16 protein-coding genes are annotated in these 14,869 nt (G+C 67.6%); 6 read left to right on the top strand and 10 right to left on the bottom strand.

Annotated elements, in window-relative coordinates; genetic code table 11:
- Nucleotides 1-28: 28 nt before the first annotated feature.
- The 7 genes from V5F61_RS10665 to V5F61_RS10635 form a co-directional block, all read right to left on the bottom strand.
- Nucleotides 29-1,243, bottom strand: coding sequence for a molybdopterin molybdotransferase MoeA (locus tag V5F61_RS10665; RefSeq protein ID WP_393988404.1), 1,215 nt, complete (start codon nt 1,241-1,243; stop codon nt 29-31).
- A gap of 32 nt (nt 1,244-1,275) precedes the next feature.
- Nucleotides 1,276-1,755, bottom strand: coding sequence for a cyclic pyranopterin monophosphate synthase MoaC (gene moaC / locus V5F61_RS10660; protein ID WP_393988403.1), 480 nt, complete (start codon nt 1,753-1,755; stop codon nt 1,276-1,278).
- 118 nt (nt 1,756-1,873) lie between these two features.
- Entirely contained in the window at nt 1,874-2,296 is a 423-nt protein-coding gene (locus tag V5F61_RS10655; protein WP_393988402.1) for a DUF2147 domain-containing protein, read from the bottom strand.
- Between the two features lie 79 nt (nt 2,297-2,375).
- A complete protein-coding gene (trpC, locus tag V5F61_RS10650) occupies nt 2,376-3,167 on the bottom strand; it encodes an indole-3-glycerol phosphate synthase TrpC (protein ID WP_393988401.1) in 792 nt (263 codons plus the stop codon).
- Entirely contained in the window at nt 3,167-4,198 is a 1,032-nt protein-coding gene (gene trpD, locus V5F61_RS10645) for an anthranilate phosphoribosyltransferase (protein ID WP_393988400.1), read from the bottom strand. The genes trpC and trpD overlap by 1 nt, the downstream gene beginning before the upstream one ends.
- 9 nt (nt 4,199-4,207) lie before the next feature.
- Complete coding sequence (locus tag V5F61_RS10640; protein WP_393988399.1) at nt 4,208-4,825, bottom strand: anthranilate synthase component II; 618 nt, start codon at nt 4,823-4,825, stop codon at nt 4,208-4,210.
- A gap of 390 nt (nt 4,826-5,215) precedes the next feature.
- The gene (locus tag V5F61_RS10635; RefSeq protein ID WP_393988416.1) at nt 5,216-6,217 is read right to left on the bottom strand and encodes a 2-hydroxyacid dehydrogenase; all 1,002 of its coding nucleotides are present in this window, start codon (nt 6,215-6,217) and stop codon (nt 5,216-5,218) included.
- A gap of 154 nt (nt 6,218-6,371) precedes the next feature.
- On the opposite strand from V5F61_RS10635, the gene V5F61_RS10630 reads away from it, so the two are divergent.
- Nucleotides 6,372-6,920, top strand: a complete 549-nt coding sequence (locus V5F61_RS10630; protein ID WP_393988398.1) for an SH3 domain-containing protein — start codon at nt 6,372-6,374, stop codon at nt 6,918-6,920.
- A 124-nt stretch (nt 6,921-7,044) separates the two neighbouring features.
- Entirely contained in the window at nt 7,045-8,340 is a 1,296-nt protein-coding gene (locus V5F61_RS10625) for an NCS2 family permease (protein ID WP_393988397.1), read from the top strand.
- A 38-nt stretch (nt 8,341-8,378) separates the two neighbouring features.
- Here V5F61_RS10625 and V5F61_RS10620 read toward each other — a convergent pair whose 3' ends face one another.
- Nucleotides 8,379-9,119: a hypothetical protein gene (locus V5F61_RS10620; protein WP_393988396.1), complete on the bottom strand. Its 741-nt coding sequence runs from the start codon at nt 9,117-9,119 to the stop codon at nt 8,379-8,381.
- A gap of 329 nt (nt 9,120-9,448) precedes the next feature.
- On the opposite strand from V5F61_RS10620, the gene secG reads away from it, so the two are divergent.
- From secG to V5F61_RS10600, 4 genes are all read left to right on the top strand, one after another.
- On the top strand, nt 9,449-9,853 hold the full coding sequence (gene secG / locus V5F61_RS10615) for a preprotein translocase subunit SecG (protein ID WP_393988415.1): 405 nt from the start codon (nt 9,449-9,451) through the stop codon (nt 9,851-9,853).
- 111 nt (nt 9,854-9,964) lie between these two features.
- Complete coding sequence (locus V5F61_RS10610; RefSeq protein WP_393988395.1) at nt 9,965-11,593, top strand: CTP synthase; 1,629 nt, start codon at nt 9,965-9,967, stop codon at nt 11,591-11,593.
- Between the two features lie 376 nt (nt 11,594-11,969).
- Complete coding sequence (locus tag V5F61_RS10605; RefSeq protein ID WP_393988394.1) at nt 11,970-12,851, top strand: VOC family protein; 882 nt, start codon at nt 11,970-11,972, stop codon at nt 12,849-12,851.
- 151 nt (nt 12,852-13,002) lie between these two features.
- Nucleotides 13,003-13,320 (top strand): DMT family transporter, encoded by a 318-nt coding sequence (locus tag V5F61_RS10600; protein ID WP_393988393.1) that lies wholly within the window; start codon nt 13,003-13,005, stop codon nt 13,318-13,320.
- Nucleotides 13,321-13,343: 23 nt separating this feature from the next.
- Here V5F61_RS10600 and V5F61_RS10595 read toward each other — a convergent pair whose 3' ends face one another.
- Nucleotides 13,344-14,354, bottom strand: coding sequence for a hypothetical protein (locus V5F61_RS10595; protein WP_393988392.1), 1,011 nt, complete (start codon nt 14,352-14,354; stop codon nt 13,344-13,346).
- Nucleotides 14,355-14,399: 45 nt separating this feature from the next.
- A complete protein-coding gene (gene queF, locus V5F61_RS10590) occupies nt 14,400-14,849 on the bottom strand; it encodes a preQ(1) synthase (protein ID WP_393988391.1) in 450 nt (149 codons plus the stop codon).
- Nucleotides 14,850-14,869 lie beyond the last annotated feature (20 nt).

The following is a 14,869-nucleotide window of genomic DNA, read 5'->3' as shown; positions in this document are numbered from 1 at the left end:
CAAGGGTGAAGATGTGGTTAACGGTAGCCTAATCGTGGAACGGAATGATCTCGCAGGGATCGCCCGCCTTGGCCGCCGCTGCGAACGGTGCGCGGACCAGCAGGCAGTCGGCCGAGGAAAGTACGCTCAGCATGGCGCTGTCCTGCGATACGGCTGGCGTCACGCGGATGGAACCGTCGGCATCGTGCTCCATGTGGGCACGCATGAAGTCTCGCCGCTGGTCATTGGCGGGCACGTCCACGGCGAGGCGCGCCGGCGCGGTGTGCACGCCCGCGGCCACATCGCCTTGCAGGGCGCGGACCAGGGGCTCAAGGAACAGCAGCGCGCAGACGTGGGAGGAGACCGGATTACCGGGCAGGCCAAGCACGCGGACTGCGCCACGGCTGCCGTACATCAGCGGCTTGCCAGGCCTGAGCGCGATCTTGTGCACATAGAGATCCACGCCCTCGGCGCGCAGGGCCGGCGCCATGAGGTCGTGGTCCCCCACGGAGGCGCCGCCGGAGGACACCACCAGGTCGAAGGCGCCGCTCAATGCCCGCGCGACGATGGCGCGAATGTGGGCGAGGTCGTCGCCCACGAGGCCGAGGTCGGTGACCTCGGCGCCGGCCTGGGTGGCGAGGGCGGCGAGCCCGAAGGCGTTGGAAACCACGATTTCCCCCGGCGCGCCAGTTCCGCGGCCGGGCAGCACCAGCTCGTCGCCGGTCTGGATGAGGGCGACGCGGGGCCGGCGCGCCACCGGGAGGAAGGCATGGTCCATGGCCGCGGCGAGCATGATGTCGCGGCTGGTGAGGCGCCGGCCGGCCGTGAGGCCCGGCGCGCCTTCCTGGAAATCACACCCACGCTTGCGCACGTTGCGCAGGGCGGCCGTGGGCGCCGTGGTGGCCACGCGATCACCCTCGCGGGTGGTGTTTTCCTGGATCACCACCGTGTCGGCCCCCTCGGGAACCACTGCGCCGGTGAAGATACGCACGGCCTCCCCCGCGCCGACGCTGCCGCCGAAGGGACGGCCGGCGGCGGATTCGCCGATGACCGTGAGGGACGCGGGTGTCCGCGCGATGTCAGCGCCGCGCACGGCATAACCGTCCATGGCCGACATGTCGGCTGGCGGCTGCGTGCGGCGGGCGATCAGATCCGCGGCCAGGACGCGGCCGGCGGCCACCTCCACCGGCACGTCCTCCACTGAGAGGGTGGTGACCTCGTGGGTCACGCGGCTCATGGCCTCCTCAACGCTCATCAGCGCCATGGCGCGCTTCCTCTCTTCTGCAGGGGCGGGGTTCAGCCTTCGGTCTGCCACAGGCCGCTGCGCCCGCCGGATTTCTCCAACAGCCGCACGCCTTCTATGCGCATGCCGCGATCCACGGCCTTGGCCATGTCATAGACGGTGAGGCACGCGACCGAAACGGCGGTGAGCGCCTCCATCTCGACGCCGGTCTGGCCGGAGGTCTTCACCCGCGCTGTGACGACGAGGCCGGGCAGGGCGGGATCGGGTGCGATCGCCACCTCGACCTTCGAGAGCATCAAAGGATGGCACAGCGGCACGAGCTCATGGGTGCGCTTGGCGGCCATGATGCCGGCGATGCGGGCGACGCCCATCACATCGCCTTTCTTGGCATTGCCGGCGAGGATCATGTCGAGCGTGGCGGGCGCCATGGAAACGCGGCCCTCGGCCACCGCCTCGCGGGTCGTGACCGCCTTTTCGGAGACGTCCACCATGCGCGCCGCGCCCTGGTCGTCGAGATGGGTCAGGCTCGCCATCGGGGCGCCGCTCTCCGGAATCGCTTTCGGGAGCGGAAAGATGGGGCCGGCGGGCGGGCGTGTCCACCTCCCGGGCGCCGGAAGGCTCCTCCCTCGGCGGGAGGAGCGTGGCCGTGCGTCAGTGCAGGCGGGTCCAGGTCTGCGTCTTGCAGAGCGGCGCCATCACGCAGCCCTTCAACTTCAGCGTGTTGTCGCCGTCGAGGGTGATGGTGCCGGAATAGGTCTTGCCGTCCTCGGCATTGTAGATGCTGCCACCGGTCCATTCGGTGGGGCCGCCGGAAAAGCCGGTGAGGATGGTGAGGCCCTTCAGCGCGCGACCGCGCAGGCCGGCGTCGGTGTTGTGGACATCCTTCAGGGCCGGGTCCGCCTTCAGCCCCTCGGAGGCGACGAGTCGGCCACACAGGCTCGCCCCACACTTGGAAATTTCCACCTGACCGCCGCGCGTGGGCGTCTGCCACAGGCCGGTGGGGTCGGCGGCGAGCGCCGGAAGGGAAACGAGGCACGCGGCACCCAGCATGGCCGCGGCAAATGCCAATTTCATCACGATCCTCCCATATATGCGCCGGCCTCTTCAGGGGCCGGTGCACACATTAAGGCTGAAAGTGACGTATAGGGCAAGCTCAGGACGCAAGCAGAAGGGATGTCGCGCTTGCGACATCATCCTGCCGCATGAGACTTTCGCCCACCAGGATGGAGTGGATGCCCACCTTCGCGAGCCGCGCCACGTCGGCGGCCGTGAAGATGCCGCTCTCGCCGATGACCAGCCGGTCCTCCGGCACCCGCGGAGCGAGGCGCTCGCAGGTGGCGAGCGTGGTCTCGAAGGTGCGCAGGTCGCGATTGTTGATGCCGATCAGGCGACTCGGTAGCTTGAGCGCGCGCTCGAGCTCATCGTCGTCGTGCACCTCGAAGATGGCGTCCATGCCATAGGCGGCGGTCGCGGCGGAGAGGTCACTCGCCAGGGCGTCGTCCACCCCGGCCATGATGATGAGGATGCAGTCCGCTCCCCAGGCGCGCGCTTCCGCAACCTGGTAGGTGTCGTACATGAAGTCCTTGCGCAGCACCGGCAGCTTCACCGCGGCGCGCGCGGTCTTCAGGTATTCCGGCGCGCCCTGGAAGGAGGGCGTATCGGTGAGCACGGAGAGGCAGGTGGCACCGCCGCGCTCATAGGCGCGGGCGAGGGCGGGAGGATCAAAATCCGGCCGGATCAAGCCCTTGGAGGGGCTCGCCTTCTTGATCTCGGCGATGAGAGCGGTCTGCCCATCGGCGATGGTGCGGGCCAGGGCCTCTGCAAACGGGCGTACGCGCGGCGCCGCCTTGGCTGCGGCCTCGATCTCGGCCAGCGGGTGGGCGCGTTTCGCCGCGGCGATCTCCTCGCGCTTGTAGGCTTCGATGCGGGTGAGGATGTTGCTCATCACACCGCCTCCGCCGCATGCGCGGAAATCGCCACGAGCTGTTCCAGCTTTGCCTTCGCCGCGCCGGAATCGAGGCTGGCGCTCGCCATCTCCACGCCCGCGCGCAAGTCCTTGACGCGGCCGGCCACCACCAGGGTCGCGGCGGCATTGAAGAGGGACACGTCGCGATAGGCGTTGCGGGCGCCGTCCAGCACGGCGGTGAGGGCCGCCGCGTTCACCTTGGCGTCGCCGCCCTTCAGGGCTTCGGCGGGCGCGCGGGCAAGGCCCACGTCCTCCGGTGTCACCTGGAAGGTGTGGATGCGCCCGTCTTCAAGCACCGCGATGTCGGTGGTGCCGGAGATGGTGATCTCGTCGAGGCCGTCGGAGCCGTGCACCACGAAGGCGCGCTCGGAGCCGAGCGCCTTGAGCACCTCGGCCAGCGGCACGATCCAGGACTTGGCGAACACGCCCACCATTTGGTGCGTAACGCCGGCCGGATTGGAGAGCGGGCCGATGAGGTTGAAGATGGTGCGGGTGCCCAGCTCCACCCGGGTGGGGCCCACATGCTTCATGGCCGGATGGTGCGAGGGTGCGAACATGAAGCCGATGCCCGCCTCCGCGATGCAGCGGGAGATGCCGGCGGGCGCGAGATCAATGCGCACGCCGAGCGCGGCCAGCACATCGGCGGCGCCGGATTTGGAGGAGAGCGCGCGGTTGCCGTGCTTGGCCACCGGCACGCCAGCGCCGGCCACGATGAACGAGGCGCAGGTGGAGATGTTGTAGGAGCCGGAAGCGTCGCCGCCCGTGCCCACCACGTCCACGGCGCCGGCAGGCGCGGAGACGGGCAGCATCTTGGCCCGCATCACCGAGACCGCGCCGGCGATCTCATCCACCGTCTCGCCGCGCACGCGCAGGCCCATGAGCAGCGCACCCATCTGCGAGGGGGTGGCCTCGCCGGACATCATCTTGTCGAACACGATCGCCGCTTCGTCGCGGGTGAGGCTGGCGCCGGTGGCGACCTTGCCGAGCAGCGGCTTGAACTCGTCCGTCATGTCTGGTCCTCAGCCTTTGGCCGGTGTCGCGTTGGCTTTGGCCGCGTTGAAGGCGGTCGCGATCTCCAGGAAGTTGCGCAGGAGCGCGTGGCCGTTCTCGGAGGCGATGCTCTCGGGGTGGAACTGGACACCGTGGATGGGGAGGGTCTTGTGGGCGAGACCCATGATGAGCCCGTCCGCCGTATGGGCGGTCACCTCCAGCGTGTCAGGCAGGGTGTCGCGCTTCACGATCAGCGAATGGTAGCGCGTGGCCTGGAAAGAGTGGTTCAGGCCACGGAACACGCTCCGGCCCTCATGCAGGATCTCGGAGAGCTTGCCGTGCATGGGGGTCGGCGCACGCACCACATCGCCTCCGAACACCTGGCCGATGGCTTGGTGGCCCAGACACACCCCGAACATGGGCACGCTCGCCCCCGCCTGCGCGATGAGATCGCAGCAGATGCCGGCTTCCGAAGGCGTGCAGGGGCCGGGCGAAAGCACGATGGCCTCCGGCTTCTCGGCCAGCACGTCGGCGATGGAGACGGCATCGTTGCGGTGAACGGTGACGGTGGCGCCAAGCTCGCCCAGGTAGTGCACGAGATTGTAGGTGAAGCTGTCGTAATTATCGATCAGCGTAACGGCGGTCATGATGGCTCCCTGGCGGCTCCAGGCCCGATGCGTCGGGAAATTGCGGCCGGTTAAAGCGATCCGGGCGGATGGGGTCAAGCGAAGGCGGCAAGCCCGCTCAGCGCGCGTCGCACCATCGGGCGGACGCCGGAGCGGCGCCGGACGCAGGCGGCGGGAGCCATCCACTGCGGAATTCGATGGAGAAAGGCATCACGGTCATCAGTCGTCCCATCGCGCCATGGCTCATGGGCCACGAAGCGGTTCCGCGCGGAAGATTACGCCGCGGGTGCGGCCAAGGGAAGCGCTGTGAAAGCGCGCCTTGGAAGGCGCCCCCCAGGCGGCAGGGCGATCGCGCCTCAAAGAAGAACGGCCGGGACGAGCCCGGCCGTTGGTACTTGTGAGGCGCAGCCCTCACAGCATCGCGGGCAACACGCGATCCGGCGGGCGGTGGCCATCCATGAAGGTCTTGATGTTCACGATGACCTTCTCGCCCATGTCGATGCGCCCTTCAAGAGTGGCCGAGCCGAGGTGCGGCAGCAGCACCACCTTGCCCTGCCGGGCGAGGCGCACGAGCTTGGGGTTCACCGCCGGCTCCTGCTCGAACACGTCGAGGCCGGCGCCCGCCAGCTCTCCGGCCTCCAGGAGGCGGGTGAGGGCGTTCTCATCGATCACCTCGCCGCGCGCGGTGTTCACCACGTAGGCGTCGTTCTTCAGCAGCTTCAGGCGGCGCGCCGAAAGCAGGTGGTAGGTGGCCGGCGTGTGCGGGCAGTTCACCGAGATGATGTCCATGCGGGCCAGCATCTGGTCCAGGCTGTCCCAATAGGTGGCGTCCAGCATCTCCTCGATGCCGGAGGGCAGCCGGTGGCGGTTGTGGTAGTGGATCTGCAGGCCGAAGGCCTTGGCGCGCCGCGCCACCGCCTGGCCGATGCGGCCCATGCCGATGATGCCGAGGCGCTTGCCCCAGATACGCCGGCCGAGCATCCACGTGGGAGACCAGCCCGGCCACTCGTCCTTTTCGGAGATCATCACCTGCGCACCCTCGGCCAGCCGCCGCGGCACGGCGAGGATGAGCGCCATGGTCATGTCGGCGGTGTCCTCGGTGAGGACGCCGGGCGTGTTGGTGACGGTGATGCCGCGGTTGAGCGCGCTCGCCACGTCGATGTGATCGACGCCGTTCGAGAAAGAGGCGATCAGCCGCAGGTTCTCACCTGCCTGCGAGAGCAGTGCGGAATCGATCCGGTCGGTGACGGTGGGAACCAGCACGTCGGCTGTCTTCACCGCCTCGATCAGCGCCGTCTGATCCATGGGCGTATCGTCCACGTTCAGGCGGGCGTCGAACAGCTCCCGCATGCGGGTCTCGACCGATTCGGGCAGCTTGCGAGTGACGACGACCAGCGGTTTGCGGCGCACGATGGGCAATTCCCGTTCCCCATTTCTTAACCCTTCTCGTTCCGTCTATCAGACAGGCGGGGAAACACAAGGCGTCCGGCGCGACGTGCGCTTGACGACGTCTCCGCGCGGGCGCACTGCCTCTGCCCCGAAACCCCGACTGCGAAAGGACCGGCCGATGCTGTCGATGGCGCGAGCGCTTCCCTCGAAAGCCCCCCTGCGGAACCTTGTGGCCCTGGCTGTGGCCGCCGTGGTGACGCTCGGCGTGGCAGGGACGGCAGGCGCCGCCGAGGACGGCACATCGGGCCTGCCGGTGCCGCGCTTCGTCTCGCTGAAGGCGGACAAGGTGAATGTCCGCAACGGGCCCAACAAGGACCAGGACGTGGCCTGGGTGTTCTCCCGCGCCGGCCTGCCGGTGGAGGTGACCGCCGAGTTCGAGACCTGGCGGCGCATCCGCGATGCGGACGGGGCGGAGGGGTGGGTCTACCACTCCATGCTCTCGCTGCGCCGCACCGCCCTGGTGGCGCCCTGGCTGAAGAACGAGACCGTGGTGATGCGCGCAGAGCCGAACGCCGACGCCAGGGTGGTGGCGCGCCTGGAGCCCGGCGTGCTCGGCACCGTCAAGAAGTGCGACGGCAAGTTCTGTCGGCTCGTGGGCGAGGGCTTCGACGGCTACGTGCAGCAATCTCAGCTGTTCGGTGTCTACCCCGACGAGAAGGTGGAATAGAGAGCAGGCGGGTCTCCCGATCGCCGCACCGATTTGCAGATTGCGAAGCGTGCGAGGCGATTTGCCTGTTTCTCTCTGCCCCTGAAACGCTCTAGCTTCAGGGAGGCTGCGGCGGGGGCAGGGGATGGGCACGATCGAGCGCTTCTTCAGGCTGAAGGAGAATGGAACCTCCGTCTCCCTCGAGGCGACGGCGGGCCTCACCACCTTCCTCACCATGAGCTACATCATCGTGGTGAACCCGCAGATCCTCGCGGCGGCGGGTATCGACCCGGGGGCGGCCTTCGTCGCCACGTGCCTGGCGGCGGCGCTCGGCAGCCTCGCCATGGGGCTCATCGCCAATTATCCCATCGCGCTCGCGCCGGGCATGGGCATCAATGCCTATTTCGCCTTCACCGTGGTGGGCGCCATGGGCGTGCCCTGGCAGACGGCGCTGGGGGCGGTCTTCCTCTCGGGGTGCCTGTTCCTTGCTGTCAGCCTGCTGCGCATCCGCGAATGGCTGGTGAATTCCATTCCCTTCTCCTTGAAGCTCGGCATCGGCGCGGGAATCGGCCTGTTCCTCGGTCTGCTGGGGCTGCACGGCATGGGCGTGGTGGTGGCTAAGCCCGAGACGTTGGTGGCCCTCGGGCCAATGGGAACCCCCTCCACCCTGCTTGCCTGCCTCGGGTTCGTGCTCATGGCGGGGCTCGCGGCGCGGCGGGTGCCGGGCGCCATCCTCATTGCCATCGGCCTCGTCACGCTCGCCGCGCTTCCGCTGGGACTGGTGACGTTTCATGGCGTGGTGGCACCGCCGCCGGCGCTTTTGCCCACGCTGCTCCAGCTCGATATCGCAGGAGCGCTGAAGCTCTCACTCGTCTCCGTGGTGCTCGCCTTCTTCCTGGTGGACCTGTTGGACAACATGGGCACCCTCATCGCCACGCTGCACCGCGCAGGGCTGATGCGGGCCGATGGAACGGTGCCCCGCCTCGGGCGGGTGCTGCTGGCGGATTCGGGCGGGGCCGTCGTCAGCAGTCTTCTGGGCACCTCGCCCACGGTGTCCTACATCGAGAGCGCATCCGGCATTGCGGCGGGCGGGCGCACCGGTCTGGTGGCGGTGACGGCCGCAGGTCTGTTCCTGCTCAGTCTGTTGTTCGCGCCGCTGGCGTTGGCGGTTCCCGCTTTCGCGACCGCACCGGCGCTGCTGTTCGTCGCCTGCTCCATGCTCGGCGCACTGCGCGACCTGGAATGGGGAGATGGTACGGAGGCGCTGCCGGCGGCAGTGACGGCGCTGGGAATTGTCTTCACCTTTTCCATCGCCACCGGCATCGCGCTCGGCTTCGCCGTCTATGTGGGCGTGAAGGTCATAGCCGGGCGCTGGCGCGACATCTCAGGCGCGGTTTGGCTGATCGCGGCGGCCTCGACGCTCATGCTCGCGATTGAATGATCGAAGGACGCCGCCTTCCGCCCCTCGACCGGAGCCCCTCAGCTGAGCTCGATGCGCTGGGTCGAGGTGCCGTCTTCGGCGTAGACGGTCTTGATGGCGACCCCGCTGCCGTCGTGGCTCCAAACCGCACCCGTCGACCCGTTGGGCAGGGTGACCACGATGGTGAATTGCCCGAAGCTGAAGGAGCCGTCCGAGTTCCTCGTATAGACAGTGCCGGTCACGTTGCGGGTGCGCTGCAGCTCTGAAAGCCCGTCGGCCACGGCGCCCGGAGTATTGGCGATGACCGAATGAGCGTTTTTGATCTCATTGGTCACGGCGGCGATGACGCGGCTGAGATACGCCACCATCTGGTCGTCGCCGACGGAGCTGAGCTGCGACTGATAGCCTTCCAGCTGCTGCTGCAGGGAGGGCAGGGCCCGCAGGCTCTGGTTATAGGTGATCATCGCGCTGATGAGCATGTCCTCGCTTGCAACGGCGAGCTTCCGCGAACGGGTCGGCCCAGACGAGGACGCGCTGTCGAGACCGGCCGAGGATTTCGATTCGCCGACCTCGGGAATACCGGAACTCTTCTCCGCCCCACTGGGTTCCGAGGTGCTCGCGATCCAGGCATTGGTAGCGAGGCTTGTGCCTCGCATCCATGCCGCGCTGGCCCTGGCGGCGATCTGATCGCCGAGGGTTTGAAGCGCGTCGCTTGCCGCGTCGGCCGCAGCGGTCGTGATGTCCGGCGCTGCCTGACGCGCGGACATAAGGCTCATGGAAGCATCGACACTCGTCACCATGCGCCCCTCCCAGGAGGCGGGGGAACCACGGTGCACCTCATGTGCGCGTGGGTCCGGAAACCAGTGCCGACTTCATGTCGGCAGACGGGAAAGCGAGTAGCTTTTTGCAACGAAGTGGTACTTTACCACAGTTTCGCGCGCGTCCACAGCCCGGATCGCTCTGGAAGTCAAGATTTTCCCGGCTTTACGTTGCCCGTTGCGCCTGGGATGGAGACAGGGAGGGGGCACCTGGGCCCGCGCGGGCCTTCCCTCTCGTCCCGTGTTCGTGTAGATGACCCGACAACTGGCGTGCCCGGCCCTCCGGTCGTGGCGCGAACATGATGGATTCCATGCAAACGGTTCTGATCGTCATTCACCTGCTGGTGGTGCTCGCGCTTATCGGTGTCGTGCTGATCCAGCGCTCAGAGGGCGGCGGGCTCGGCATCGGGGGCGGCGGCGGAGGTGGCGGGTTCTTTACCGCCCGTGGCACCGCCAATGTGCTGACCCGCGCGACGGCTATCCTGGCCCTGCTGTTCTTCATCACCTCGCTCGCGCTCACCATTGTCGCGGGCTGGGGTCGTGGTCCTCGCTCCATCCTGGCGCCGGCTGGCCAGACCCAGAGCGCCCCGCAGAGCGGCGGTACCATTCTCGATCAGATTCGCCCGCAGGGCGGTGCTGGCGGCGAGGCTTCGTCCCCTGCAGCTACGCCCGCTCCCGTCGCGCCGACGGGTCCGCAGGTTCCGCAGTCCCAGTGAGTGTGCCGCCGCGGCCCGGCCGCGGCGCCGTTCCTTCTTCACGGGCGAGGCGAGGTCGGATACGGCTTCGCCCTCGCCGAATCGCGTTTGCACGAGGTAAGGTCGAAGCCCATGGCGCGCTATATCTTTATCACCGGCGGCGTCGTGTCTTCCCTGGGCAAGGGTCTCGCGTCCGCGGCCCTCGGCGCGCTTCTTCAGGCGCGTGGCTATACGGTGCGCCTGCGCAAGCTCGACCCGTATCTGAACGTCGATCCGGGGACCATGAGCCCGTACCAGCACGGCGAGGTGTTCGTCACCGACGACGGCGCCGAGACGGACCTGGATCTTGGCCACTACGAGCGCTTCACCGGCCACCCCGCCACCAGGCAGGACAACATCACCACCGGTCGCATCTATCAGGATATCCTGACCAAGGAGCGGCGCGGTGATTATCTGGGCGCCACCATCCAGGTGATTCCCCACGTCACCAACGCCATCAAGGACTTCGTTCTCGAAGGCAACGAGGGCTTTGATTTCGTGCTGGTGGAGATCGGCGGCACGGTCGGCGACATCGAGGGCCTGCCCTTCTTCGAGGCCACCCGCCAGCTCAAGAACGAGCTGCCGCGCGGCCACGCCATCTTCATCCACCTCACCCTGCTGCCCTATATCCCCTCGGCGGGCGAGGTGAAGACCAAGCCCACCCAGCATTCCGTGAAGGAGCTGCGCTCCATCGGCATCCAGCCGGACATCCTGCTGTGCCGCACGGATCGCGAGATCCCGCGCGAGGAGCGGCGCAAGCTTTCGTTGTTCTGCAACGTGCGAGAGAGCGCGGTGATCGAGGCGCGGGACGTGGACAATATCTACGCCGTGCCCTCCGCTTACCACGCCGAGGGGCTCGACAAGGAGGTGCTGGCCGCCTTCAACATCGAGCCGGCGCCGGCGCCGAACCTCAAGCGCTGGACCGATATCGAGAAGCGCGTGCGCAACCCCGAGGGCGAGGTCACCATCGCCATCGTCGGCAAGTACACGGGGCTGAAGGACGCCTACAAGTCGCTCATCGAGGCGCTGGCCCATGGCGGCATCGCCAACCAAGTGAAGGTGAACCTGGACTGGATCGAGAGCGAGACCTTTGAGCGGGAGGACCCCACGCCCTTCCTGGAGCATGTGCATGGCATTCTGGTGCCGGGCGGCTTCGGCCAGCGCGGTGCAGAGGGCAAGATTCGCGCCGCGCAGTTCGCGCGCGAGCGTCAGGTGCCCTATCTCGGCATCTGCTTCGGCATGCAGATGGCGGTGATTGAGGCGGCCCGGAACCTCGCCGGTATCGAGAAGGCCAATTCCACCGAGTTTGGTCCCACATCGGAGCCGGTGGTGGGTCTGCTCACAGAGTGGCTGCGGGGCAATGAGCTGCAGCGGCGCACGGAAGCGGGGGACCTCGGGGGCACCATGCGCCTCGGCGCCTATGCGGCCCACCTCGAACCCGGCAGCAAGGCCGAAGCGATCTACGGCAAGCGCAACATCTTCGAGCGTCACCGCCATCGCTACGAGGTGAACACCGCTTATCGCGAGCGGCTGGAGCAGTACGGCCTGAAATTCTCCGGTATGTCGCCCGATGGGCTGCTTCCGGAGATCGTGGAGCACCAGAATCACCGCTGGTTCGTAGGCGTGCAGTTCCATCCGGAGCTGAAGTCGCGGCCGTTCGAGCCGCATCCGCTGTTCGCTTCGTTCATCGGCGCCGCTATCGAGCAGAGCCGCCTCGTCTGAGGACGGAGCGGCGCTGGCCGTTGGTGCGGGGGCGAATCTCGGCCTCCATGCCGTTGCGTCATGGCCAGGGGCGGCATTATGGTACCACCCTGTTTGGTGCGACGCCGCATTTTCATTTCCCAAACAGCATATGCGGCCGCTAAGCTCGGGGCAGGAGGGCATGCGCTCATGCGCGAGGACGCGGTCAGGGGACCGTCGTTCGCCTTTCGGTCGCGCCGGTGGCGCGCGCAGCGGCGCGCGTGGGCATGGAGCGTTCGCGGCCTTTCGCGGGGCATTGCGCCCGACGCCTTTAAACCAGCGTTCGCGGTTCGACCTTTCCGTCTCCAGCCCGGTTTTCCCCTCCAGGAGCCGCGACGCCTTCCATAAAGGAGATGCCATGCGACGCGGCCTCGATCACGTGGTTCACCTCGTTCGTGACATCGATGCGGCAGGCGAGACCTACGACCTGCTCGGCTTCACCGTTGGCGCTCGGAACGTGCACCCATGGGGCACCGAAAACCGTATCGTCCAGACCCCAGGCTTCTTCATCGAGCTCCTGCAGATCACAGACCCCGCGAAGATTCCCGCAGCGGGGCCGGGCCTCTTCTCCTTTGGCGCCTTCAATACCGATTTTCTCGCCACCTGCGGCGAGGGTTTCTCCATGATGGTCTTTGAGGGATCCGACGCCCGGGCGGAAAAGGATCTGCTCGATCAGGCGGGCTTCGGGGGATTTGATGTGTTCGATTTCTCCCGCAAGGCCCGGCGCCATGACGGGCAGGAGGTGGAGGTGAGCTTCTCCCTCGCCTACGCGCAGGACCCCGCCTCGCCGCACTTTTCGGCCTTCACCTGCACGCAGCACCATCCTGAGAATTTCTGGTCCGCCGATCTTCAGCGCCATGCCAACATGGTTTCGGGACTGAAGGGGGTGGTGCTGGTGGCGGATACGCCGGCGGAACATCGGCGCCTTTTGGAAACCCTTGCGGACGTGCCGGTGCTGCGGGCGGTGGATGACTGGCTGGTGGCCCAGACCCCGCGCGGCGCGATCGACGTGATGAGCCGCGCGCTCTTCACCGAGCGCTATGGCGTGGCCGCGCCGAAGGGACCGGGCCTGCGGGTCGCGGCCGTGCGCTTCTCCACCCCGGGCGCCGAGGAGCTTCGCCGGTCGCTGGCCGCGCGGCGCATGGTGGAGGAAACCATCGCAGGCGTCGTGGTTGTGCCCCCGCGCGCGGCAGCGGGAGCGACCCTGGTGTTCGAGGTGGACGCGGATCAGAGCGAATAGTGCTGTACATTTGTGCAGCGTTTCGTCTGGCCGTCGGGGCCGGATCGGTTAAAGGGAAAGGGCGGGGGCAGCCGGCCCCCGCCGGGCGCGGACGGCCGTGCCCCTTTGCATCGCGCGGCGGGGACGACCCCGCCTCCCGGATATTCAACCCATGGCATGGGCGTATCTGTTCGCCGCCGGCCTCACCGAGATCGCGTGGGCCCTCGGCATGAAGCATACGGAAGGCTTCACGCGGCTCTGGCCAAGCGTGTTCACCATCGGTGGCATCGGCATCAGCCTGCTTCTTCTCTCGCTCGCGCTGCGCGGCATCCCCATCGGTACCGCCTATGCGGTGTGGGCGGGCATCGGCACGGTGGGCACGGCCATCGCGGGGATCGTGTTCTATGCCGAAAGCGCCGACGCGCTCCGGCTCCTTTGCATCGCCCTGGTGGCGGCGGGCATCGTGGGCCTGAAGTTCGTCGCGCCTTGAGGGTTGAGGCGGCTACGGCCGCCTCAATTCGGCGCGAGCAGCTCGCGGCGGGCGCGGTCGTAACGCCACATGGCACCGGGCATCACCCGGAAGCCGCCCATGGCGCGCTCCACGGTATTCTCGCAGGCGTGGTCGAAGCGCCCCTTCAGCGCGGCGGTACCCGCATTCGTGAGCTGGATTTCCGCCGCCGCATAGGCGCGGTAGCTGCGCTCAGCCGGGCTGTCGTCTCCCGGCGAGAAGGAGAGCGGGCCGCATTCGCTGGTGGGGAAGGGCAGGCCGGAGATGAGCGGCTCGTGCGCGAAGGCGAGGCCGTCGAGCCGCAGGAAGAAGGGCAGGTCGGCCAGGAACTGTGCCTCGTCCATGGAGTGCACGGCGGCGAACAGGTGCGCCACTTTGCGCGGGCCGTCGGCCAGTTGCTCCAGGATGCGCTGTTCCGTGAGGGACAGGCCCGAGCGCGGGGCAGGAAGCTCCGCCAGCAGGCGCCGCAAGGCGGGGACGAGATAAGGCAACGCCTCATGCTCGTGGGCGGCGAAGGCGGCGAGGGCCGTCGGCGTCGCTGCGGTGAATGCCTTCCAAGCCTCGCGTGCGGTTTCTATCTGGAGGGTGGTGACGGGGGTGCGGCTCTGGGCCAGCGCGTGCACCTCCCGGCCTTCCATCACTCCGATGTAATGCCCGGCCTGAACCAAAAAGAGGCCCATCCGCTCAGGCTCATGGGAGAAATAGTGCAGGAGCTGGATCAGCTGGAGCTGGTCGTAGAGGTCGTGCTCAAACCAGAGTTCCACCTCGCCGTAAGCGGAATGCACGTCGAGCTGCGCGTCGCGATGGGCGAAATCGGCACGCACGCTGTCGAGGGGCAGGCCGAGGGCGGCGGAAAGGAAATCGGCCCGCGCGTCCGAGACATCGTCGAGAATGTCACCGCCGGGCACCGGGCCGTCATGCAGCATATCCTGCCATGGCAACAGGTGGCCGGCGACGTGCGCGGCCTTCAACCGCTCCACGGCCGCGTCGCCGTTGGTGACGATGAGCTTCGGCATGAACCTCTCCTCCTGCGGTCGGAGCCCGGCGCGCCCCGCGACCGCTCAGCCGCGGCCGCGATAGGGCGCGACGCCCGTTTCCGGTAACCACGCGCCCGCCGGAAGGGTTCCCGTCTGCCAGAAAACATCGATGGGAATGCCCCCACGGGGATACCAATAGCCGGCAATGCGGAAGAAGCGCGGGGCCAGGAGCGCAACCAGCCTCTTGCCGATGGCCACCGTGCAATCCTCGTGGAAGGCGCCATGGTTGCGGAAGCTGGCGAGGTAGAGCTTCAGCGACTTGGACTCCACCAGATACCGGTCCGGCACATAGTCGATCACGATATGGGCGAAGTCCGGCTGGCCGGTCACCGGACACAGGGACGTGAATTCCGGGCAGGTGAAGCGCGCGACGTAATCGGTGTCGGCGTGGGGATTGGGCACCCGGTCGAGCACTGCGGCTTCGGGGGTGGAGGGCATCTCGGTCTTGGTGCCGAGCTGCAGATGATCGGTCATGGAACGTCCTTGGCACTGCG

This window comes from Xanthobacter sediminis (assembly GCF_043195015.1).
Taxonomy (GTDB): Bacteria; Pseudomonadota; Alphaproteobacteria; order Rhizobiales; family Xanthobacteraceae; genus Xanthobacter.
Note: the sequence above shows the minus strand (reverse complement) of the source record. Positions and strands in the feature narration are given on the sequence as shown.